Source organism: Streptomyces sp. NPDC041796, assembly GCF_055590785.1.
Genome location: NZ_JBVJAH010000003.1, coordinates 477,372 through 498,610, shown reverse-complemented (window position 1 = coordinate 498,610; position 21,239 = coordinate 477,372). Strand labels below are relative to the sequence as shown.

Genomic DNA, 21,239 nt, shown 5'->3' with positions numbered 1-21,239 from the left:
TCCCCTGGCGCATCACCCCCCCGGGACAACCATGCGCCCGCGGCACTGTTGGGTCCCCCCCGCGCCCGTGCGTGACATGGACGCCCGTGCGTGACATGGACGCCCGTGCGTGACATGGACGCCCGTGCGTGACATGGACGCCCGTGCGTGACATGGGGGTCAGAACGCCGCGCCGGCGATGCGCATGATCCGCTCCCGCTCCTTCGTCTCGTCGCGGCCCGTCGGATTGATCGAGTACACCAGCACCCGCCTCAGGTCGCAGGTGGCGAACACGCCGCTGGTGTAACCCGAGTACGAGCCGCTCTTGCCCCAGACGACCACTCCGCCGGGCAGCTCGGTCCGCATCACACCACCGAGGCTGTACGCCGCCCCGGGCACCCCGTCGGGCATGTCGAAGAGCAGCTCCTGCTGGGCGGGCGCCAGCAGCCGCCCGCCCAGCAGCGCCGTCAGGAAGCGGGACAGGTCGTGTGCGTTGGAGATCATGCCGCCCTCCGCCCACGGGTAGGGATCGGCGCGGCTGACGTTCGTCAGCTCCTCCGAGCCCGGCAGCGCGACCGCGGCCCGCGTGTACGGCACCGGCATCGACCAGTCGTGGGCGGCCGGCAGGGACGTGTGCCGCAGCCGGAGCGGCCGCAGGATCCGGTCGTGCACCTCCTGCGTGTAGGTCCGCCCGGTGACCCTCTCGATCAACAGGCCGACGACGAAGTAATTGATGCCGTTGTAGCGGTACTCCGACCCCGGCGTAGTGGGTGTGCCGCACGACAGCGCCGAGGCGACCACCTCCTGCGGCGTGCCGGGCCGGAAACAGGTGGGCTGCTGCAAGCCGCTCGTATGGCTCAGCAACTGCCCCAGGGTGATCCCCTCGTACCCCTCCGGCAGCAGCCCGGGCGCCATCTCCCCGACCGTGTCGTCCACGCCCATCCGCCCCTCACCGACGAGCTGGAGCGCGACGGCGGACGTGAACAGCTTGGTGACGCTGCCGATCCTGAAGTGCGCGTCGGCGCCCGGTACGGATGTGCCGGCCGTCCCGGTCCAGCGCCCGTCGCGGCCGCTGACCCGGACCAGGGCACCGGACACGTGCCTGTCCGGCAGCCCGGCGATCGCCTCTCGCAACGCCCCGGGACGCAAGGCGTCCGGCCTCGGTGCCGCCGGGCCGGCCGTCGGGGCCGAAGCGACGCCCGCCGGAGCCGGCGAGACGGCCGCCGCGCCCGCGACCGGGGCGGCGACGGTCACCGTCACGGCGGCCAGTAACGCGCCCGCTGCCACCCGCCGGGTCAACCGGCGTGTCCTCTTCCGCGAGTTGGTCATGGCGAGGAGTCTTCCGGCGGCCACAGGCCCGTCCCATCAGGAATGTCCCGGTGCGAACCCGGAGACGACCCGGACCCCGGCCCTCACTCCGCTCCTGACGCGGCCACCCCCGGCCATGCCATCAGATTGCTGAACAGCTCCGCCTGCTCGACGGCGTCGTCCAGGGCGTGGTGCGTGTGACGCCGCCGGGAGAGCAGCTCGCGGGGCATCGTGCCCTTGGCGACCGCCCGCAGCGGCAGCCGCGCCTTGGTCGCGTACAGCGTCTTCATGTCCATGCACCCCGAGTGTCCGAACGGGCTCGCGCCCGTGTACCGCATCAGGTACCAGTACAGGAACGTCCAGTCGTACGAGGCCGGATATCCGCACATCACCGGCTGCGCGCCCCTGCTCACCTCCCTCACCCAGGTGTTGAACTCGGCCAGGGCGACCGCCGGGTCCGCGCCGTCCCTGAGCAGCACCTCCCGGTCCAGTCCACTGACCGCGAGCGCCTCGGGGTCGAACGCGTCACTGATCGGCCGCAGTTCGCGGTAGAAGGTGTCCGCCTCCGGGTCGGCCGGCTCGTACGCGTCGGCGTCCTGGCGCCCGGCCACGGCCGCGCCGATGCTGAGCATCGAGTACGGCCCCGGGATGGGGCCGTCGGCCTCGATGTCGACGGAGATGTACACGCTGGGGCGGAGTCTGCGGGCCATGGCCCGGGAGCATCGCACACCACCTCCCGCCGGTCACCCGGATTTCCCACCGGCCCCCGGCCCGCCGTCCGGGCGCCAGCCGGGGCGGCGACCGCTGAGGCCGATCACCCGGTCGAGCAGGGGCGCGTCCTCCGGGACCGGTACCGGCGGGCCGAACGGCCCCCGCTGGTCCGGGTCGTCGGCGGTGGGGGCCAGCAGCGCGTACGAGGCCTCCAGCGACGCCTCGTCCGGCGCGTACTCCTGACCGGTCGCCCGCGCCAGGTCCCACCCGTGGATCAGCACCTCGTTCAGCGCGACCAGCCCCGCCACCTCGCCCGGGAGCGTGACACCGCCCGCCCGGGTGGTGCCCTCCCACGCCTCCGGGGCCCGCCACGCGGCGGCGAGCTCGTCGAGCCGGCGGGGGAGCGCGGTGCGCCAGTCGTCGACGAGCGGCGGCAGACCGGCCCCCGGATCCGTGTCCGTGGTCGGTCCGAGGTCCTTCCGCCCGGCGTCCCGGAAGGCCACGGTGAGCCCCACCAGATGGGACAGCAACTCCCGCACGGTGTAGTCGGGGCACGGTGTCGGGCCGTCGAGCCGGTCGTCGGTGACACCGTCCACCAGCTGGGCCACCCGGCGGGTCGCGGGTCCGAGATCGAACATGACCGTCTCCATGTGTGCGTCCATGTGTGCGTCCATGTGAGGGCAGACCGCCACCGGCCCGGAAACTCATCGTCCCCCCTCACCGCACCCGCCGCGCGCACTCCGCCGCCAGCCGCGGGTACGCCCGGGCGATCGCCCCGTACACCCGCGCTCGCAGCAGCCGCTCGGCTTCCGCCCGGCCCGTCGCCCCGAACAACCCGTCCAGCAGCGTGTCGTACCGGCTCAGCACGTGCCGCAGATAGTCCACCTGCCACCGCACCAAAGCCCCGCTGCCGCCCGCCCCCGGGCCACCCGCCCCGGCGCCGCCCGACCCGGCGTCCCCTGTTCCGGTACCGCTCGTCCCCCTACCGCCTGTCCCCGCGTCGCCCGTACCCGCGTCGCCTTTCCCCGGGCCGCCCGCCCTCGCGTCATGCGCCCCTGGGCCGCCCGCCCTCGCGTCACGCGCCCCTGGGCCACCCGTCCTCGCGTCGCCCGTACCCGCGCCGCCCGCCCCGGCATCGCCAGCCCTCCCGTCGCCAGCCCTCGCGTCGCCCGTCCCCGTACCGCCTCTCCCCGCGCCGCCCCTCCTCCCGTCACCCCGAGTCACCGCCTCCGGGCCGGGTCCGCCGCCCCCGGTCGCCGGTTCGCCCAGCAGGCGCCGGTGGCGGACCGCGCGGCGCTCCAGCTCCGCCTGAGGCAGCATCGGCACCCGGATCGGTTCCGCCCGGATCGCGGCGAGCACGGCCTGCCGCCGGCGCTCGGCACCGGCCCGCGCCGCCGCCGCGCTCCGCCCCGCCGAGGCGGCGCACGCCGCGAACTCGGGCGTCCGCTCCAGCGCCTCCACCCGCGCCAGCCGGTACAACCTCACCGGCGCCACCGACCAGCGCCGTGGGTCCCGGCCCTGCACGTCGGGCGCACCGAGCAGCTCCCGCACCATCGCGTCCGTCCACCCGCGCTGCCGCAGCCCGGTGACCGTCAGATACGTAAAACGCTCCGTCATGATCCCCCCAACCCCCGTCACGGAGAGTGATGGATCCAGTGAAGCGCACCCCACTGACAACCGCGCCCGAACCGGCGTCGCCTGATTGGGCTATCCACCCGTGCGCGAGCGGCGCCGACCCGTGCGCGGCCCATACGCTCCCCGAGTGACCGTGATCCGTACACCTGCTCCGAACACCGGACTCGACGACTTCCTGGGCTGGGCGGACAAGGAACGCGAGGCCCGCGGCGAAGCCCCCCTCCCCGCGCGTACCGCGGACGCCGTCCTGACGCTGCTCGCCCTGCGCGGGGCCGACCGCAGGACCGGTGTGCCCGAGCCGGCCGCACGGCTGCTGGGCCCCGTGCTCCACGAGGACCTGCCCGTCCTCCTGTGGGGCACCCCGCCAGAGGTCGATGCCGTGCCCGAGGTCCTCGCCGCGCTCGCCGACCGGGCCCGGGCGTCCGGCCGTCTGAACGCCAAGCGCCACGCCCGGCTGCTCGCCGCGATCGACGAGGCCGTGCCGGAGTTCCGCCGCGCCATGGCCGACCCGTGGAACCTGACCTGGCCGCGCTGGTACGCCTCCCTGCTGCGCGCCGACGGCGTCGACGCCGACGACCCCGACGCCGTACGGGCCTGGCTCGCCGCCCATGAGAGCACCCCGCGCGCCGAGCGCCCCGCGCTCCCGGCACCTCTGCACCGCTCCGACGTCGCCGCCCGTACCTTCGCGGTCCGCGTCCAGTTCGGGGAGCTGCTGCTGGAGGCGTTCGCCCGTGACGTCGAGGCACCGTCCCCGGCGGGCCCGCTGCTGGCCGGGCCGCCCCTGGACGCCGACCGACCGGACGAGGCGCTCCCCGCCGAGCTGGAGCGGACCGCCGCCGCGCTCAGCGACCGCTGGACGGCCGCGGGCCTCGGTGACGCGCTCGCCGAACCGGACGGCCCCCACGCCGCCCTGGCGCCCAGCCCCGAGTCCATCCCCCACTTCGCCCTCGTGGACCGGCTGCTCGGCGAACACCTCGACTACTACGGCGACTCCGCCCTACCCCTCCCGCCGCCACCCGCCCTGCCGGCCCCCGGCGAGATCAAGGCGCTGCTCCACGCCGCCCCGCTTCCCGCCGCCCTCGCGGCGGGCGCCGCCGACGCCCCGCGCGAGATCGCCGAACGCTGCTTCACCGGCCCGGCCCCCACCGTCTGGGCCGACGGCACCCCCGAGGAGGTGACCGAGCTCGCCGCGGACATCCTGGCCGCGGTCGTCGACGACATTGGCGCCACCTCCGACTCCGAGTACGCCCAGGACGCCGCGCACCTGCTCTACGCGCTGTACGAGCGGGGAGGCACCGCCGACTCCGTCGTACGCAAGGCGGCCGAGCACGGCGACCTGCCGGTCGACCCGGAGCTGGAGGACGCCCCCGTTCCGGTGCCGGAGGACGGGGCGTACCGCCCGTACGAGATGCCGCCCCCGGACCGGCTGCCCGCCCTCCTCGGCGTGCCCTCCCTCGGCGAGGAGGACCGGTCGGAACTCGAGCCCCGGGCCCGGGCACTGGCGGACGTCGTCGACCGGCTGGCCGCGACGGGCTGCGTCTTCCGCGCCGGTGACGCCTACGGACTGACCCCGCTCGGCTGTGCCGTTCTGCGCCACGTCCTGGCCGCCGGCCATGTCGCCACGCCCGACGACGAGGAGGTCTCCGAATGGGAGGCCGCCCAAGTCGTCACCGCCGTCCGGATCTGGCCCACGCAGACGGCCGTCGACACCCTCACGAGGTGGACGGCCGGACGCGGCGTCACCGCGTGGAGTGAGCTGCTCGGCGCCGTCGAGGCGGCCATGAGCGCGGACTTCCAGGCCGTCGGCACCGCCACCCTCCTCGGGCGCTTCGACCTGGCGGGCATCCCCGCCGAGGCCCTCCGTGCCGCTCTCACGCACCCGCTCACCGGCGCCCACGCCCACCGGCTCCTGGACGGCCGGGGGGAGGCGACCGCCCAGGACGCCGACCGTGTCCCGCTGAGCGCCCGCGCGGTGCTGGTCCTGGAAACGCTCGAGGACCGCCGTCACCAGGACTTGCGCCGGTACGTGGAGGCCGCCTACGGGCGTGAGCCCGGGGAAGTGGACCCGAGCGCCTTTCCATGGCTGCTGCCCGACGCCTTCGACGCCGCCGCGTCGACCTGGCCCGGCGGTGCCCCCGCCCTGGTCGAGGGCATCCTCCGGGCCCACCCGGCCACCGCGCTCGCCGTCCTGGAGGCACTCGCCGAGCACCACCCGGACCCCAGGACGGCGACCCTGGCGGCGCGCACCGCGCGGTCGACCGTGAAGGACACCGGAACGGCGAGCGGGGGCAGGCGCCGGCGCTGACGCCGCGGGGCGCCCTCCTGCCCCGCGTTAGGACTCGGGTGAGGCGGCCCGGCGGCGGGTCTCCGAGAGGTGCAGGCCGATGTGCCGGGCGAGGACCAGCCCTTCCTGGGGAGCGTCGGCCTGGAAGGTGATGCGGCGTAGCAGTCCAACGGCGTCGAGGGTGACGCCCTCGCGGGCGAGGACGAAGACGAGGGTGAGGAAGGCGGAGCGGGCGTTGCCGTCGTCGAAGGGGTGGAAGAAACACACGTCGAGGTAGGCGCGTGCGGCGCGGGCGGTCAGGGGGAGGGGCCGCCGACCGCCCGGCGCGCTCTCGGCGAGGCAGGCGTCGAGGCGGTCGCGGGTGTCCGGGGCGATGCCGTAGCGTTCCCGGCCGCCCTTGGCGAAGGCGGGTCGATCGCGGAACGGCGGCGGCTGCGGGGCGTTCAGGACGTGCCGCTGCCAGCCGCGGAGCAGCGCGAAGTCGAGCGGGGCGCCCCGCGCCGCGTCGGCCCGTACCCTTTCCAGGGCGGCGAGCATGCCCTCCGCGCGGGCGGTGCCGAGGGCGCCGTCGAAGGCGCGTATGTTCTCGGCGGCGCCGTCACGCGCCGGGGTCACCGGTCCGTCCCCGCCCTCGTCCGGTCCCTCCTCCCACGGCACGGTCTCGCGCAGCGCGAGCCACCGGTGCAGGTGGTCCGGCACGGGCCCGGCGGGCCGCGCGGCGTCGTCCGGCCGCAGCGCGTGCGCGACTCGCTCGGCGACGTCGTCGACGAGCACCGTGTCAGGGCCGGTCCAGCTCAGGAAACGCCCGCCGATCGCCTCGTCGATCAGCTTCTCCGCGACGTCGGGGGCGACCCCCCAGCGGCTGAGGAACCAGGTGAGGACCTGATGGCAGTGCCCGTGCCAGCCGCTGCCGCAGCCGGTGCGGTCGGTCACGTGCAGGATCAGGTTGCGGGCGGCGCACTCCCACAGGATCCGCTGGTCCTCGACGGCGGTCAGCTCCAGCGGGTACGCCTCGAACCACCTGGCCAGGCTCTCCAGCCAGGCGCGCCATTCGCAGAGCGACGCGACGACGCGGTCGAGCGTCTCCTCCGGGGTGGTGATCGAGTCCCTCGGACAGCACCAGTTCCCGACGGGGCCGCCGTCGAAGTCCCCTTCGTCGTGCGCCCAGCGCCAGCCCACGACCCAGCGGCCGTAGTGGTGGGCGAGCGCGTGCGACATGGCGTCGGCCCAGAGACGGCCCTCGTCGTAGCTCCACGCGATCAGCGTCGAGTCGGAAGGCGGAAGGTCGGGGCGGCGGGGAACACGCCGGGCCGGCCCGAGCGAGCGCACCACCCGCGTCACCGACGCGCTGTCGAAGGGATGACGGGCGGGGTCCACCTCGTCCCAGGTCAGAAAGCGCGGGGCCAACTCGACGATCACCGCGCAAGCGTGCCACGCCGGCCCGTCGCCACCGCAAGCGAATTGTTGCCTCCGGCCGCCCGGTCACGCGGCGAACTCCCGGGCGGTACCGGCCTCTTGAAGCCGCTCCGCGAGTGTGCGATACAGGTCTGGACCAATACCCGTCAGGCGCGGAGGCCCGAGCGTGCGACGTTTCCCCACCCTGTTCGTGCCGGCTCTCGCCCTCGCCCTCGTGCTCACCGCCTGCGCCGGGGGTGACGAGGACACCGAGCCGCCCTCCACGCCCACCGGGGTGACCGCCCAGGCGGGCAGCGCCAGCTCCGTGCACGTCATGTGGGAACGCTCGTCGGACAACAGGGCGGTCACCGGGTACGAGGTGCACCACAAGGGCCGCAAGGTCGCGGCGGTACCCGCCACCGGCACCATGGTCGACGTCGAGCGGCTGAGCCCCTCGACCGCCTACAGCTTCACCGTCCGCGCCCGTGACGCCGCAGGGAACCTCTCCGCTCCCAGCGTCGCCGTACCGGTCACCACGCCCCCGGCCACGCCGGACGACGACACGCCCCCCACCCCGCCGCAGAACCTGCGCGGCACCGTCGAGGGCACCCGGGCGGTCACCCTCACCTGGCGGCGCGCCACCGACGCCGTCGGCGTGACCGCGTACGACGTCTACCAGGCCGACTCCCGCATCCACAGCGTCCCGGGCACCGCCACCACCGCCCGTCTCACCCATCTGCGCCCGGGCACCGTGTACACCTTCACCGTCCGCGCCCGCGACGCCGCGAACAACTCCTCGCCCGACAGCCCCCCGGTCGACCTCACCACCGCCTCCGCCCCCGGCTCCGGTCCCAGCACGGCCCCCACCGGCCTGACGGCGACCGCGAGCAAGGGCGCCATCCGGCTCACCTGGACCCCACCGCGCACCGGCGCCCCGGTCAAGGAACACCAGCTCCACCTGAACGGCCGGTTCGCCACCACGATCGTCTGGGGCACCCAGCCACCTGCGGGTCCGGTGGACTACACCTTCACCGTCACCGACAACCCCGGCACCCGCTACACCGTCAAGCTCCGCGCCAGACTCCCGGACGGCACCTGGGGCGACTTCTCGGCGCAGCGCACGGTGGTCGTCCCTTGACCGCCGGTCTGCGCCCGCTGACCGGATCCGGGCAAGCCAGGCAGGCGGGCGAGGAGCTCCTCTCCGCCGCGACGACCCGCCTGACGGTGCGCGGTGCGCCGTGGGCGGTGCGCGGGGCGGCCCGGGGCGGGGGCGGGTACGACTCCGCCCCCTGACGCGGTGCGGCGTCAGGGGGCGGAGTGGTCCTCGGGCCGAGCGGCGTCAGCCGACGAGCTGCTCGTACGCGGGGAGGGTGAGGAAGTCCGCGTAGTCCTCGTCCAGCGACACCTTCAGGAGCAGGTCGTGTGCCTGCTGCCACCGGCCCGCCGTGAAGGCCTCCTCGCCGATCTCGGCGCGGATGGCGGCCAGTTCCTCGGCCGCGACCGTGCGGGCGAGCTCGGGGGTGGCCGGCTCGCCGTTCTCGAAGACGACACCGGCGTTGATCCACTGCCAGATCTGCGAGCGTGAGATCTCCGCCGTGGCGGCGTCCTCCATCAGGTTGAAGATCGCCACGGCGCCCAGGCCGCGGAGCCAGGCCTCGATGTAGCGGATACCGACCTGGACCGCGTTGCGCAGGCCCTCGTACGTCGGCTTCGCGTCGAGCGAGTCGATGGCGATGAGGTCGCCCGGGGCCACCGAGACGTCCTCGCGCAGGCGGTCCTTCTGGTTGGGCCTGTCGCCCAGCACCGCGTCGAAGGAGGCCATCGCGATCGGCACCAGGTCGGGGTGGGCGACCCAGGAGCCGTCGAAGCCGTCGTTCGCCTCGCGGTCCTTGTCCGCCTTGACCTTCTCGAAGGCGACCTTGTTGACCTCGGGGTCCTTGCGGGACGGGATGAAGGCCGCCATGCCGCCGATCGCGTGCGCGCCCCGCTTGTGGCAGGTGCGGACCAGCAGCTCGGTGTACGCGCGCATGAACGGCGCCGTCATCGTCACCGCGTTGCGGTCCGGGAGGACGAACTTGGCACCGCCGTCACGGAAGTTCTTGACGATCGAGAAGAGGTAGTCCCAGCGGCCGGCGTTGAGGCCCGCCGCGTGGTCGCGCAGCTCGTAGAGGATCTCCTCCATCTCGTACGCGGCCGTGATGGTCTCGATCAGTACGGTCGCGCGGACCGTGCCCTGCGGGATGCCGATGTAGTCCTGGGCGAAGACGAAGATGTCGTTCCAGAGGCGGGCCTCCAGGTGCGACTCGGTCTTCGGGAGGTAGAAGTACGGGCCCTTGCCGAGGTCGATGAGCCGCTGCGCGTTGTGGAAGAAGTACAGGCCGAAGTCGACCAGGGCTCCGGGGACGGGACGGCCGTCGAAGCGCAGGTGCCGCTCCTCCAGGTGCCAGCCGCGCGGGCGCATGACGACCGTCGCCAGCTCGGAGGCGGGCTTGAGAGCGTACGACTTGCCCGTGCGCGGGTCGGTGAAGTCGATCCTGCGCTCGTAGGCGTCGATCAGGTTGAGCTGGCCGAGGACGACGTTCTCCCAGGTGGGGGCGGACGCGTCTTCGAAGTCTGCGAGCCAGACCTTGGCGCCCGAGTTCAGGGCGTTGATGGTCATCTTGCGGTCGGTCGGGCCGGTGATCTCGACACGGCGGTCGTTCAGCGCGGCCGGGGCCGGCGCGACCTTCCAGCTGTCGTCCTCACGGAGCTGTGCGGTCTCCGGGAGGAAGTCGAGGGTGCTGGTGCGGGCGATCTCGGCACGGCGCTCGGCGCGGCGGGCGAGGAGCTCGTCACGCCGCGGCGTGAAGCGCCGGTGCAGCTCGGCCACGAAGGCCAGGGCCGCATCGGTGAGGACCTCGTCCTGCCGGGGCAGGGGCTCTGCTTCGACGATGGCCAGCGGGGACGGCGCTGGTGCGGACATGAGCTGTCACTTCCTTCAGCGGGGACTGTGGCACGGCGCCGTGCAGCGGCCGCCGGGCATACGCGCGCGGCACTGAGTGCCGTGGGAGCCGAGATACGGTCACAGGCGCCTTCTGACGATCGGGTGCTTCTGAACAGTGGATACTAGTTTCCTCATGGTGGAAGTTCAATGGTTTGTTGATGTCGAGATTCTCCGGGTCGACAGAACATGGCTCTGAGTGCCATCTCGTTCACTCCAGGTGTGTCAGATCCTCCACCGTGTCGATGTCGTACGCCTCCGCGACGTCCCCGCACTCGACCAGGACGATCGACGCCTCGTGCTCCTTCAGATAGGCGCGTGCCCCCCGGTCCCCCTCCGCACTCAGCCCCACGCCCGCCCACCGGTCCGCCCCGATCAGCACCGGGTGACCGCGCTTCCCGTCGTACGCGGCGGCCGCCAGCGCGTCGCGGGAGCGGTACGCGGCCGCCACCCGGCGCACCGCCTCGGGGCCGATCCCCGGCTGGTCCACCAGCGACACGACGGCCGCGTCGGCCCCGCCCACCGAGGCGAGCGACGCCAGCCCCGCGCGCAGCGACGAGCCCATGCCCTCCTCCCAGTCCGGGTTGTCGACCAGCACGCAGCCCTGCAGCGACGCCCGCTCCCGTACGGAGTCGGCGGCGGCGCCCAGCACCACGTGCACCACCCCGCAGCCGCCGGCCCGCAGAACCCCCACGGCGTGCTCGACCAGGGGGCGGCCACGGTGCTCCAGGAGGGCCTTCGGGCGGCCACCGAGCCGCCGCCCGCCCCCCGCCGCGAGCAGAAGTCCGGCGATCCGTGGTCCGTCTGTCGTCGTATGTCCCATGTGGAGTGCATACCGCATGCGCGTGCGCCCTCGCGCGGGTGAACTGGAGGCTCCGCCTTGGATAAGGTGCGGGTCCGAGATCGAAGCGATCAGCAGTGATCAGCAGGACAGTGTGAAGTCCGTTACGGGGGACATGGGTTGATGAGTGGTGGTCCGGCACGCCAGGGAACGGTCTTCCAGCCGCTCGAGGACGACGATCCGAGGTCGGTGGCCGGCTACCGGCTCGCCGCCCGGCTCGGCGCGGGCGGCATGGGCAAGGTGTACCTCTCGTACACCCCGGGCGGCCGGCCGGTCGCCATCAAGGTGATCCGTCCCGACTTCGCGGAGGACGCCGAGTTCCGGCGCCGGTTCGCGCAGGAGGTGCAGTCCGCCCAGCGCGTCCAGGGCCTGTACACCGCGCCCGTCATCGACTCGGACACCGACGCCCGTCAGCCGTGGCTGGCCACCGCGTACGTGCCCGGACCCTCTCTCGCCGACGCGGTGCAGACCCACGGACGGCTGCCCGTCGACACGGTCCTGCTCCTCGTCGCCGGCATCGCCGAGGCCCTCCAGGTCATCCACGGCGCGGGCATCGTGCACCGTGACCTCAAGCCCGCGAACGTCCTGCTCGCCGCCGACGGGCCGCGCGTCATCGACTTCGGCATCGCGCGCGCCGCCGACGCCACCTCGCTCACCGGCAGCGGCGTCACCATCGGCACCCCGTCGTTCATGTCGCCCGAGCAGGCGGCGGGCCGCACGGTCACCGCGGCCACCGACATCTTCGCGCTCGGCCAGGTCACGGCGTACGCGGCCATCGGCAGCCCCGCCTTCGGCGAGGGCACCTCGCACGGTGTGCTGTACCGGATCGTCCACGAGGAGCCGCAGCTCGACGGACTCCCCGACCGGCTGCGCGAGTTGGTGACCCGCTGCCTGGTCAAGGACCCCGCCGCGCGCCCGTCCGTCACCGACATCCTCGCCCTGTGCCAGGAGGCCAACGGCCAGACCGCGCTGCGCCGCCCCGAGGAGTGGCTGCCCGGCGCCGTCGCCGCCGACATCACCACCCGCGCCGCCGCGCCCGCCCCCGTGGCGGCCACCACGCCCCCGCCGCCCGCGCAGCCGCCCACGGCGCCGCCGCACCAGGCCCCGGCGCCGGCCGGGCCGCCGCAGGCCCCCGCCCCCGCCCCGCACCCCCCGACCGCCCACGCCGCCCCGGCGACCCCGCCGCCCGGCTTCGGCCCGCCGCCCACGCAGCCGCACCCGCAGGCCCAGCCGCCCGCGCCCACCCCGGCGTACGGCTATCCGCAGGCGCACGCCACCCCGCCCCCGTACGCCGGACCCGCCCCGGTCACCGCCTCCGTCCCCGGACCGTCCGCACCGCCCCGCAAGAAGACCAAGCGGAACCTCATGCTCGGCCTCACCGCGGCGCTCCTCGTGGCCGGGCTCGCCGGTGGCGGGGTGTACGTCCTGATGTCCGGGAAGGACGGGAAGGACAACGGCGGCAACCAGACGCAGAGCCGCGACCAGGCCACGAGCGCCCCCACGCCCAAGGCCCCGGCCACCGCGGACAGCGCGCCCGACGGGTCCACCTACTCGCCCGACGCACCCTCCTCCCAGGAGCCCCCGCAGCCGGTCGCCGACCCCGAACCCGCCACCTACGAGGGCATCGACCTCACGGACGGCTACCACCTGACGCTGGCCGACGACCCCGTCAAGCCGCTCGCCGACGACGCCAACGTCGACGTCGCCTACGACTGGAACCTGGAGAAGATCTCCGTCGAGGACGGGCGGCTCATCCTGCTGCGCACGGGCCAGAAGGGCGACCTGGAGACCTGCCGGACCGAGACGCGCTATGCCGACCGGGTCGACCTCGACTCCCTGTCCAAGGGATCCCAGTTGTGCGTCCTGACCAACGGGGGTCACGTCGGCCTCGTGACGTACCAGGGGAAGTCTCCCGAGTCCGACCCCAGCCACTACGTCACCCTCGACGTGACCGTGTGGCGGGGCGCGATCGCCCCGGAAGCCACCTCCTGAGTTTCGTCGGAGGAGTGGCGCTCCCCGCCCGCCATGGCGTTAAGTACAGGGACGGGCGCACAACGTAGTGCGGGCGAGGGGCGGGAGAGCTTTTGTTGCGAAGCATGGGACAGAGGCGCGCGGCCGGGAGCGGCGAGGACCCGAGGGTGGCGGAGCTGCGCACCGCCGTCTCCCGCCTCCGCCGCGAACTCGCCGGCCACCCGGCCGACTTCGCGGACCGGGGCATCGCCGAGGACGAACTGGCCGCGCTCGCCGCGATGACCCTCACCGGGATTCCCGAAGTGCGGCGGCTGCGCCGGTCGTTGCTGCTCATCGCGGGAGCGATCGGTTCCGTCAGCGCCCTCGGCGGCGCGCTCACCGAGGTGCGCCACGCGGTGGAGCTGTTCGGGGAACAGCCCCGCTAGCGGGCCGTCAGCGGCGGATCAGGCGGCGGGCCGTGGCCGCCGCCACCGCCGCCGTGCGCGAGTCGACGCCCAGCTTCGCGTACACGTGCACCAGGTGGGACTTCACCGTCGCCTGGCTGAGGAAGAGCCGTTTGCTGATCTGCTGGTTGGACAGACCCTCACCGACCAGCTGCAGCACCTCGAGCTCACGCTTCGTCAATGCCTCGGACGGCGTACGCATCCGGTCCATCAGCCGGTGCGCCACCGCCGGGGCGAGCGCGGACCGCCCGGCCGCGGCCGTACGGACCGCCGCCGCCAGCTCCTCCGGCGGGGCGTCCTTGAGCAGGTAACCGCTCGCGCCCGCCTCGACGGCCGCCAGGATGTCGGCGTCCGTGTCGTACGTGGTCAGCACCAGCACCCGGGGAGCGTCCGGGCGGGCGGTGATCGCGGCCGTCGCCTCCGAACCGTGCATGCCGGCGCCGAACTGGAGGTCCATCAGCACGACGTCCACCCCGGGGGCGAGCTCGACCGCGCGCTCGGCGGTGGCCGCCTCGGCGACCACCGTGAAGTCCGGCTCCGTGTCCAGGACGGCGCGCAGCCCCGCGCGCACCACCGGATGGTCGTCGGCGAGCAGCAGGCGGACGGTCATGGGCGGACTCCGGAAGGCAGGGGGAGGGCGACCGCGACCGCGGTGCCCTGGCCGGGCGACGACTCCACGGTGAACGTCCCGCCCAGCGACCGGGCCCGCGAGCGCATCGCGTGGAGGCCGAAACCGTCGCCCGGGGAAGGGCTCCAGGACCGCGGGTCGAAGCCCTTGCCGTCGTCCACCACGTCCAGCGTGACGGACGCGTCCATGAAGGTGAGGGTGATCTCGGCGCGCCCGGCGCCCGCGTGCCGCACCGTATTGGCCAGCGCGGACTGGGCGATCCGCAGCAGTGCCACCTCGTACGGCGTCGGCAGCGGCACCGGCGTACCGCTCACGGAGAACCGCACCCGCGGCCCCGGACCGTCCGGCTCGCACAGCCGCTCCAGCGCCGCCGCCAGCGAACCCCGCTCCAGATCGGCCGGTGCCAGCGCCCGGACGAAGCGCCGCGCCTCCGTCAGGTTGTCCTGGGCCGTCCGCCGCGCCCGCTCGATGTGCCCGGCCGCGACCGGTGAGCCGTCCGGCAGGGCACGCCCGGCGGCCCGCAGCAGCAACTGGATCGACGACAGGCCCTGCGCGAGCGTGTCGTGGATCTCCCGGGCCAGCCGCTCCCGCTCGGCCAGCGTGCCCGCGTGCCGCTCTGCGGCGGCCAGCTCCGCCCGTGTCGCGGTCAGCTCCTCGACGAGCCGCCGGTGCCGCTCGCTCTCCCGGTACAGGGCCTGGTAGCCGAGGACGGTCGCCACGGCGACGGCGGCGCCCAGCACCGGCCCGATGAACGCGCCCGGATTGAGCGGCGCGCCATGGTGGACGTACGACACGACCGCCGCGCCCGCCGTGGCCGCGACGGCCGGCAGGGACCAGCGCGCCGGCAGCAGGTGCAGGTGCAGGAAGTACAGGGGGAAGGCCACCCACAGCCCGTCGGGCGTGAGGGCCAGCAGCACGAGCCACGCCGCGGACAGCGCGGCCAGCCATACGGCGGCGGCGGACCGCGACTCCCGGACGGCACGGAGTGCCGAGCCGGCCGCGTACACCGTGCCGGTCGCGGCAGCGGCGGCCACGGCGGCCGGAGTCCCGGCCCGTACGGCGGTCAGCGCCAGCAGTCCCGCCATCAGCAGATGCAGACAGACGCGCGGGGCGCGCAGGGCGGGGGTGAGGGAACGGGGATCCATGACCCGTCCAGCCTAGGCGGGGCCGGCGCGTGGGCCCTCAATCGAAAGGTTGATCGCGTGCCCGTCCGGGGTGCGATGCCCGCCCGGGCCACTCGTCGGCAGGCTGGCCCGCATGTTCGTGGCATGGAGGGACCTACGCTTCGCCAGAGGGCGATTCGCGCTGATGGGGACGGTGATCGTGCTGATCACCCTGCTCGTCGGCCTGCTGTCCGGGCTGACGGCCGGACTCGCGCGGGAGAACGTCTCGGCGATCACCGCACTGCCCGCCGACCGCCTGGCCTTCGCCGCCCCGCCGCCCGGCCGGTCGGTGTCGTTCACGGACTCCGTGGTGCAGGAGCGCGCGTGGCGGACGTGGCAGCGGCAGCCGGGCGTCACCACCGCCGAGCCGGTCGGTATCGGCGGCGTCGACGCGTCGGCCGGGGACCGGACGGCCGCACTCTTCGCCTTCGGCACCGAACCGGGCGCCGGGATCGCCCCGGGCGGCACACGGCCGGGGCCCGGGCGGGTGGTGCTGTCGGAGCCCGCGGCCGAGGAGCTGGAGGCCCGGGCCGGGGACCGGGTACGGATCGGGACCCGCGAGGTCGTGGTCGCGGCGGTTGCCGGGGACGCCTCGTACAGCCACACGCCCGTGGTGTGGACCTCCCTCGCCGACTGGCGGCGGATCAGCGGTCGCGACGGGGCCACCGTCATCGTGCTGAGGGGCGAGGGCGCCGGAGCGGCGCCGGGTGACCGGGCGGCCGGTACGCGGAGCACGACCGTCGACGAGGCGCTCACCGCCATCGGCTCCTACCGGGCCGAGAACGGCTCCCTGCGGCTGATGCGCGGATTCCTCTTCCTGATCTCCGCCCTGGTCGTCGGGGCGTTCTTCACGGTGTGGACGATCCAGCGCGCCGGTGACGTGGCGGTCCTGAAGGCGCTGGGCGCCTCGACCCCGTACCTCCTGAAGGACGCCCTCGGCCAGGCGGCACTCGTGCTGGGCGCGGGGGTCCTGCTCGGCACGGGGCTCGCGGTGGCCGTCGGCGCGGTGGCCGGCCGGGGCGACGTGCCCTTCGTCCTCGATCCGCTCACCCTCCTGGGCCCGGCCGCCGTGATGGCCGGGCTCGGGATGCTCGGAGCGGCGCTCACCATCCGGCGGATCACCGCCGTCGACCCCCTCACCGCGCTCGGGAGCGCCCGATGAGCCTGCACCTCGATGATGTGACCCTGACCTACCCCGACGGTGAGGGGCGGCTCACGGCCCTGGACGCCGTGTCCCTGGAGGTCCCGCCGGGAACCCTGACGGCGGTCGTCGGCCCGTCCGGTTCCGGGAAGTCCAGCCTCCTCGCGGTCGCCGCGACGCTGGTGCGTCCGGACCGCGGGCGCGTGGTGGTGGCCGGTACGGACACCGGCCCGCTGGACGGGGCGGCCAGGGCCGCGCTGCGGCGCGAGCACGTCGGGATCGTCTTCCAGCAGCCCCATCTGCTGCCGTCGCTGACGGCCGCCGAGCAGCTCCTGGTGATGGCGCACCTGTCGGGCCGCCGGCGCCCGGAAGGGCGGGCCCTGGATCTCCTCGACGCGGTCGGCCTCGCGGGCCTCGCCGGGCGGCGCCCGCACCAGCTCTCCGGCGGTCAGCGCCAGCGCGTGAACATCGCCCGGGCGCTGATGAACGACCCGGCCGTGCTGCTGGTCGACGAGCCCACCAGCGCGCTGGACCACGAGCGTGGGGCGGCGGTCGTCGAGCTGCTGGTCTCGCTGACGCGGGAGCGCGGTACGGCGACGGTCCTGGTCACGCACGACCCTGCCCACCTGCAGCGGACGGACCGGACGGTCACCGTCCAGGACGGAAGACTCTCGCCCGGCCGAGCCGGTTCGCCCACCCCGCCCTGAAGGGCGGCCACCGCCCCGGGCGGCCGGTGCCCCGGCCCGGCGTGCGGCCGGGCCACCGCGCGGACGGCCCGTCCGGCCGGCACCGGGCACGCTCGTCCGGCCGGCACCGGGCGCCCGCGCGGGCGGCCGGACTGCCGCGCGGGCGGCCCGTCCGGCCGGCATTCGAGCACTGCGGGCACCCGCGCGTGCGGCCGGTGCCCGGCCCGTCCGGGCGGCCCGTCCGGGCGGGCACCGCGGGCACCCCGGGCAACCCCGGGCACCCCGGGCACCCGGGTGGGCCGCCCGCACGTGCCCGGGCGGGTCAGGCCTGGCCGTTGTTGGCGGGGTTCGCCAGCGCCGTCGACAGTTCCTTGGCGATGTCCTGGAGGATCGGGACGATCCGTTCCGTCGCGGCCTCCGTGACCCGGCCGGCCGGGCCGGAGATGGAGATGGCGGCGGCGGTGGGGGAATCGGGTACCGAGACCGCGATGCAGCGGACGCCGATCTCCTGCTCGCTGTCGTCGATCGCGTACCCGGCCGAGCGCACCTGCTCCAGGGCGTCCAGGAAGCCGTCGGGCGTGGTGATCGTCTTCTCGGTCGCGGCGGGCATGCCGGTGCGGGCGAGCAGCGCCCGTACCTCCTCCGGCGGGGTGTGGGCCAGCAGCGCCTTGCCGACGCCCGTGGAGTGCGGCAGCACGCGCCGGCCGACCTCGGTGAACATGCGCATCGAGTGCTTGGACGGCACCTGGGCGACGTACACGATCTCGTCACCGTCGAGCAGCGCCATGTTCGCGGTCTCGCCGGTCTCCTCGACCAGCCGCGCGAGGTAGGGGCGGGCCCAGGTGCCCAGGAGGCGGGCGGCGGACTCACCGAGGCGGATGAGACGCGGGCCGAGCGCGTACCGGCGGTTGGGCTGCTGGCGTACGTAACCGCAGGCGACCAGCGTGCGCATGAGACGGTGGATGGTGGGCAGCGGCAGTCCGCTGCTGGAGGAGAGTTCGCTCAGCCCGACCTCGCCCCCGGCGTCGGCCATCCGCTCCAGAAGGTCGAAGGCACGCTCAAGGGACTGGACACCGCCGGTCGCGGCGGCGGGCTTGGCGGCGTCGGTGGTGCTGGCGCTGGACGTCGGCACGTCAACGGTCCTTTCGAGGCGGATGGGCAAGTCAGCAGCCTACCGGGCCCTTCCGTCGGGCACATCGCCCGCAGTGGGGCGTCTTCGCCGGTCAGGCGCTGTTTGTCCGGGTGTCCGCAGTGTTCCGCGCAGGTCTGCCGGTGCTCCGCATGTGGGGAGCTACGTTCTCCTGCGTGAAATTGTGTTTCCACTTCATGGAAACATCCAAGTTGCCCATCCGCCACCCCGTGGCGCGTCGGGAGCCTCTTGACGAGGCCGGATCCGGAGTGAAGACTCCTTCAACAGTTCGTTGAAAAACGGCGTGGGGCCGGCGATGCGCCGGCGGCGCGACCGGCCGGTACGACCGACCGATGTGAGGCTATGTGGAAGGCGATGTGGACGGGAACGTGGACCTGAACGGCAACCCGGGACAGGGCGTGGACGTGGACACGAACGTGACTCTGGTACTGCGCTCGACGCGCGTCATCACCCCCGAGGGCACCCGCCCCGCCTCGGTCGCCGTCGCCGGTGGCCGGATCGCGGCGGTGCTGCCCCACGACGCCGAGGTGCCCGCCGGCGCCCGCCTGGAGGACGTCGGCGACCATGTCGTCCTCCCGGGCCTCGTCGACACCCACGTCCATGTGAACGACCCGGGCCGCACCGAGTGGGAGGGCTTCTGGACCGCCACCCGCGCGGCCGCGGCCGGCGGCATCACCACCCTCATCGACATGCCGCTCAACTCGCTGCCCCCCACCACCACGGTCGACAACCTGCGCACCAAGCAGGAAGTGGCCCGCTCCAAGGCCCACATCGACGTCGGCTTCTGGGGCGGCGCCCTGCCGGACAACGTCAAGGACCTCCGTCCGCTGCACGACGCCGGCGTCTTCGGGTTCAAGTGCTTCCTGTCGCCCTCCGGCGTCGACGAGTTCCCCCAGCTCGACCAGGAGCAGCTGGCCGCGTCCCTCGCCGAGATCGCCGGCTTCGGCGGCCTGATGATCGTCCACGCCGAGGACCCGCACCACCTCGCCGCCGCCCCGCAGAAGAGCTCGCCGAAGTACGCGGACTTCCTCGCCTCCCGGCCGCGCGACGCCGAGAACACCGCCATCGAGAACCTCATCGACCAGGCCAGGCGGCTCGACGCGCGCGTGCACGTCCTGCACCTCTCCTCCAGCGACGCGCTGCCGCTCATCGCCGCCGCCCGCCGCGAGGGCGTGACGATCACCGTCGAGACCTGCCCGCACTTCCTCACCCTCACCGCCGAGGAGGTCCCCGACGGCGCGACGGAGTTCAAGTGCTGCCCGCCCATCCGTGAGGCGTCCAACCAGGACGCCCTGTGGGAGGGGCTGGCCGACGGCACGATCGACTGCATCGTCTCCGACCACTCGCCCTCCACCGCCGACCTCAAGACCCCCGACTTCTCCACCGCCTGGGGCGGCATCTCCTCCCTCCAGCTCGGCCTGCCCGCCATCTGGACCGAGGCCCGCCGCCGCGGCCGCACCCTGGAGGACGTCGTCCGCTGGATGTCCACCGCCCCGGCCCGGCTCGCGGGTCTCGACCGCAAGGGCGCCATCGAAGTGGGCCGCGACGCCGACTTCGCCGTCCTCGCCCCCGACGAGACCTTCACCGTCGACCCGGCGGAGCTCCACCACCGCAACCGCGTCACGGCGTACGCGGGCAAGACCCTGCACGGCGTCGTCAAGTCCACCTGGCTGCGTGGCGTACGCATCGTCGACAACGGCACCCTGGCCGAGCCGAACGGCCGGCTGCTCGAAAGGAACAAGTGACCCCCGTGACCGGCATACCGTCCTTCACCGGCGACGCCAGCCCCTACGGCGGCGGTGACCCGTACGCCGACTACCGCACCGCCGACTTCCCCTTCACCGGCCTCGTCGACCTGGCCGACCGCCGCCTCGGCGCGGGCGTCATCGCCGCCAACGACGAGTTCTTCGCCGAGCGCGAGAACATGCTCAAGCCGGAGCCCGCCGAGTTCGACCCCGAGCACTTCGGCCACAAGGGCAAGATCATGGACGGCTGGGAGACCCGCCGCCGCCGCGGTGTCTCCGCCACCGAGCCGCACCCCACGGACGACGACCACGACTGGGCGCTGGTACGCCTCGGCGCCCCCGGCGTCGTACGCGGCATCGTCGTCGACACGGCCCACTTCCGCGGCAACTACCCGCAGGCCGTCTCCGTCGAGGCGACCTCCGTGGCCGGCTCCCCGTCGCCCGAGCGGCTGCTGGCCGACGACGTCGAGTGGACGACACTCGTCCCGCGCACCGCCATCGGGGGCCACGCGGCGAACGGTTTCGCCGTCGACGTCGAGCGGCGCTTCACGCACCTGCGCGTCAAGCAGCACCCCGACGGCGGCATCGCCCGCCTGCGCGTGTACGGCGAGGTCGCCCCCGACCCGGCGTGGCTCGGCGTGCTCGGCACCTTCGACGTGGTCGCGCTGGAGAACGGCGGCCGTGTCGAGGACGCCTCCGACCGCTTCTACTCGCCCGCCACCAACACCATCCAGCCCGGCCGCTCCCGCAAGATGGACGACGGCTGGGAGACCCGCCGCCGCCGTGACAAGGGCAACGACTGGATCCGCTACCAGCTCGTCGAGCAGTCCGCCATCCGCGCGGTCGAGATCGACACCGCCTACCTCAAGGGCAACAGCGCCGGCTGGGCGGCCCTGTCGTCACGCGACGGCGAGGACGGCGAGTGGACCGAGTTCCTGCCGCGCACCCGCCTCCAGCCGGACACCAACCACCGGTTCGTCCTGCCCGAGCCGGTCGTCGGCACCCATGTGCGCATCGACATCTACCCGGACGGCGGCATCTCCCGCCTCCGCCTGTTCGGCTCGCTGACGGACGAGGGTGCCAAGCGCCTGTCGGCCCGCCACGACGAGCTGAGCTGACCGACCCGGGCAGCACGACACCTGCCCGTATGCGGGGGCGCACCGGAAGGACAGCACCGGT

19 protein-coding genes are annotated in these 21,239 nt (G+C 74.1%); 9 read left to right on the top strand and 10 right to left on the bottom strand.

The genetic code is table 11. The features are described from left to right. Nucleotides 1-159: 159 nt before the first annotated feature. From ACZ6C1_RS08405 to ACZ6C1_RS08390, 4 genes are all read right to left on the bottom strand, one after another. Nucleotides 160-1,308 (bottom strand): serine hydrolase domain-containing protein, encoded by a 1,149-nt coding sequence (locus ACZ6C1_RS08405; RefSeq protein ID WP_469238963.1) that lies wholly within the window; start codon nt 1,306-1,308, stop codon nt 160-162. Nucleotides 1,309-1,391: 83 nt separating this feature from the next. Beyond that, entirely contained in the window at nt 1,392-1,997 is a 606-nt protein-coding gene (locus tag ACZ6C1_RS08400) for a 3'-5' exonuclease (RefSeq protein WP_469238962.1), read from the bottom strand. Between the two features lie 33 nt (nt 1,998-2,030). Continuing rightward, the gene (locus ACZ6C1_RS08395) at nt 2,031-2,660 is read right to left on the bottom strand and encodes a TIGR03086 family metal-binding protein (protein ID WP_469238961.1); all 630 of its coding nucleotides are present in this window, start codon (nt 2,658-2,660) and stop codon (nt 2,031-2,033) included. Nucleotides 2,661-2,715: 55 nt separating this feature from the next. Continuing rightward, nucleotides 2,716-3,615, bottom strand: a complete 900-nt coding sequence (locus tag ACZ6C1_RS08390; RefSeq protein ID WP_469238959.1) for a hypothetical protein — start codon at nt 3,613-3,615, stop codon at nt 2,716-2,718. A 145-nt stretch (nt 3,616-3,760) separates the two neighbouring features. Here ACZ6C1_RS08390 and ACZ6C1_RS08385 point away from each other — a divergent pair, with 145 nt between their 5' ends. Further along, nucleotides 3,761-5,938, top strand: coding sequence for a hypothetical protein (locus ACZ6C1_RS08385; protein WP_469238958.1), 2,178 nt, complete (start codon nt 3,761-3,763; stop codon nt 5,936-5,938). A gap of 27 nt (nt 5,939-5,965) precedes the next feature. Here ACZ6C1_RS08385 and ACZ6C1_RS08380 read toward each other — a convergent pair whose 3' ends face one another. Beyond that, on the bottom strand, nt 5,966-7,336 hold the full coding sequence (locus ACZ6C1_RS08380; RefSeq protein ID WP_469238957.1) for a Fic family protein: 1,371 nt from the start codon (nt 7,334-7,336) through the stop codon (nt 5,966-5,968). A 163-nt stretch (nt 7,337-7,499) separates the two neighbouring features. Here ACZ6C1_RS08380 and ACZ6C1_RS08375 point away from each other — a divergent pair, with 163 nt between their 5' ends. Continuing rightward, entirely contained in the window at nt 7,500-8,450 is a 951-nt protein-coding gene (locus tag ACZ6C1_RS08375; RefSeq protein WP_469238956.1) for a fibronectin type III domain-containing protein, read from the top strand. Beyond that, on the top strand, nt 8,447-8,605 hold the full coding sequence (locus tag ACZ6C1_RS08370; RefSeq protein ID WP_469238955.1) for a hypothetical protein: 159 nt from the start codon (nt 8,447-8,449) through the stop codon (nt 8,603-8,605). Before ACZ6C1_RS08375 ends, ACZ6C1_RS08370 begins: the two co-directional genes overlap by 4 nt. Nucleotides 8,606-8,651: 46 nt before the next feature. On the opposite strand, the gene aceB is transcribed toward ACZ6C1_RS08370, so the two are convergent. Together aceB and ACZ6C1_RS08360 are read right to left on the bottom strand one after the other, a co-directional pair. Then, nucleotides 8,652-10,274 (bottom strand): malate synthase A, encoded by a 1,623-nt coding sequence (aceB, locus tag ACZ6C1_RS08365; protein ID WP_469238954.1) that lies wholly within the window; start codon nt 10,272-10,274, stop codon nt 8,652-8,654. Nucleotides 10,275-10,503: 229 nt separating this feature from the next. Next, nucleotides 10,504-11,115 (bottom strand): nucleotidyltransferase family protein, encoded by a 612-nt coding sequence (locus ACZ6C1_RS08360; RefSeq protein WP_469238953.1) that lies wholly within the window; start codon nt 11,113-11,115, stop codon nt 10,504-10,506. 141 nt (nt 11,116-11,256) lie between these two features. On the opposite strand from ACZ6C1_RS08360, the gene ACZ6C1_RS08355 reads away from it, so the two are divergent. Both ACZ6C1_RS08355 and ACZ6C1_RS08350 read left to right on the top strand, forming a co-directional pair. Beyond that, on the top strand, nt 11,257-13,125 hold the full coding sequence (locus ACZ6C1_RS08355) for a protein kinase domain-containing protein (RefSeq protein WP_469238952.1): 1,869 nt from the start codon (nt 11,257-11,259) through the stop codon (nt 13,123-13,125). A 92-nt stretch (nt 13,126-13,217) separates the two neighbouring features. Beyond that, entirely contained in the window at nt 13,218-13,529 is a 312-nt protein-coding gene (locus ACZ6C1_RS08350) for a DUF5955 family protein (protein WP_469238951.1), read from the top strand. Nucleotides 13,530-13,536: 7 nt separating this feature from the next. Here the strand turns inward: ACZ6C1_RS08350 and ACZ6C1_RS08345 are convergent, their stop codons facing one another. Then, nucleotides 13,537-14,157 (bottom strand): response regulator, encoded by a 621-nt coding sequence (locus ACZ6C1_RS08345; protein WP_469238950.1) that lies wholly within the window; start codon nt 14,155-14,157, stop codon nt 13,537-13,539. Beyond that, a complete protein-coding gene (locus tag ACZ6C1_RS08340) occupies nt 14,154-15,320 on the bottom strand; it encodes a sensor histidine kinase (protein WP_469238949.1) in 1,167 nt (388 codons plus the stop codon). The genes ACZ6C1_RS08345 and ACZ6C1_RS08340 overlap by 4 nt, the downstream gene beginning before the upstream one ends. Before the next feature lie 112 nt (nt 15,321-15,432). Here ACZ6C1_RS08340 and ACZ6C1_RS08335 point away from each other — a divergent pair, with 112 nt between their 5' ends. Then, the gene (locus ACZ6C1_RS08335) at nt 15,433-16,500 is read left to right on the top strand and encodes an ABC transporter permease (RefSeq protein ID WP_469238948.1); all 1,068 of its coding nucleotides are present in this window, start codon (nt 15,433-15,435) and stop codon (nt 16,498-16,500) included. After that, nucleotides 16,497-17,186 (top strand): ABC transporter ATP-binding protein, encoded by a 690-nt coding sequence (locus ACZ6C1_RS08330; RefSeq protein WP_469238947.1) that lies wholly within the window; start codon nt 16,497-16,499, stop codon nt 17,184-17,186. The genes ACZ6C1_RS08335 and ACZ6C1_RS08330 overlap by 4 nt, the downstream gene beginning before the upstream one ends. Before the next feature lie 301 nt (nt 17,187-17,487). Here the strand turns inward: ACZ6C1_RS08330 and ACZ6C1_RS08325 are convergent, their stop codons facing one another. Continuing rightward, a complete protein-coding gene (locus ACZ6C1_RS08325; RefSeq protein ID WP_469238946.1) occupies nt 17,488-18,297 on the bottom strand; it encodes an IclR family transcriptional regulator in 810 nt (269 codons plus the stop codon). Nucleotides 18,298-18,671: 374 nt separating this feature from the next. Between ACZ6C1_RS08325 and allB the strand changes: the two genes are divergently transcribed. Both allB and alc read left to right on the top strand, forming a co-directional pair. Then, nucleotides 18,672-20,060 carry an allantoinase AllB gene (gene allB / locus ACZ6C1_RS08320; RefSeq protein WP_469238945.1) on the top strand — a complete coding sequence of 463 codons (1,389 nt, stop codon included), beginning with the start codon at nt 18,672-18,674 and terminating at the stop codon, nt 20,058-20,060. 5 nt (nt 20,061-20,065) lie between these two features. Continuing rightward, nucleotides 20,066-21,178, top strand: a complete 1,113-nt coding sequence (gene alc / locus ACZ6C1_RS08315; RefSeq protein ID WP_469238944.1) for an allantoicase — start codon at nt 20,066-20,068, stop codon at nt 21,176-21,178. Nucleotides 21,179-21,239: the final 61 nt, after the last annotated feature.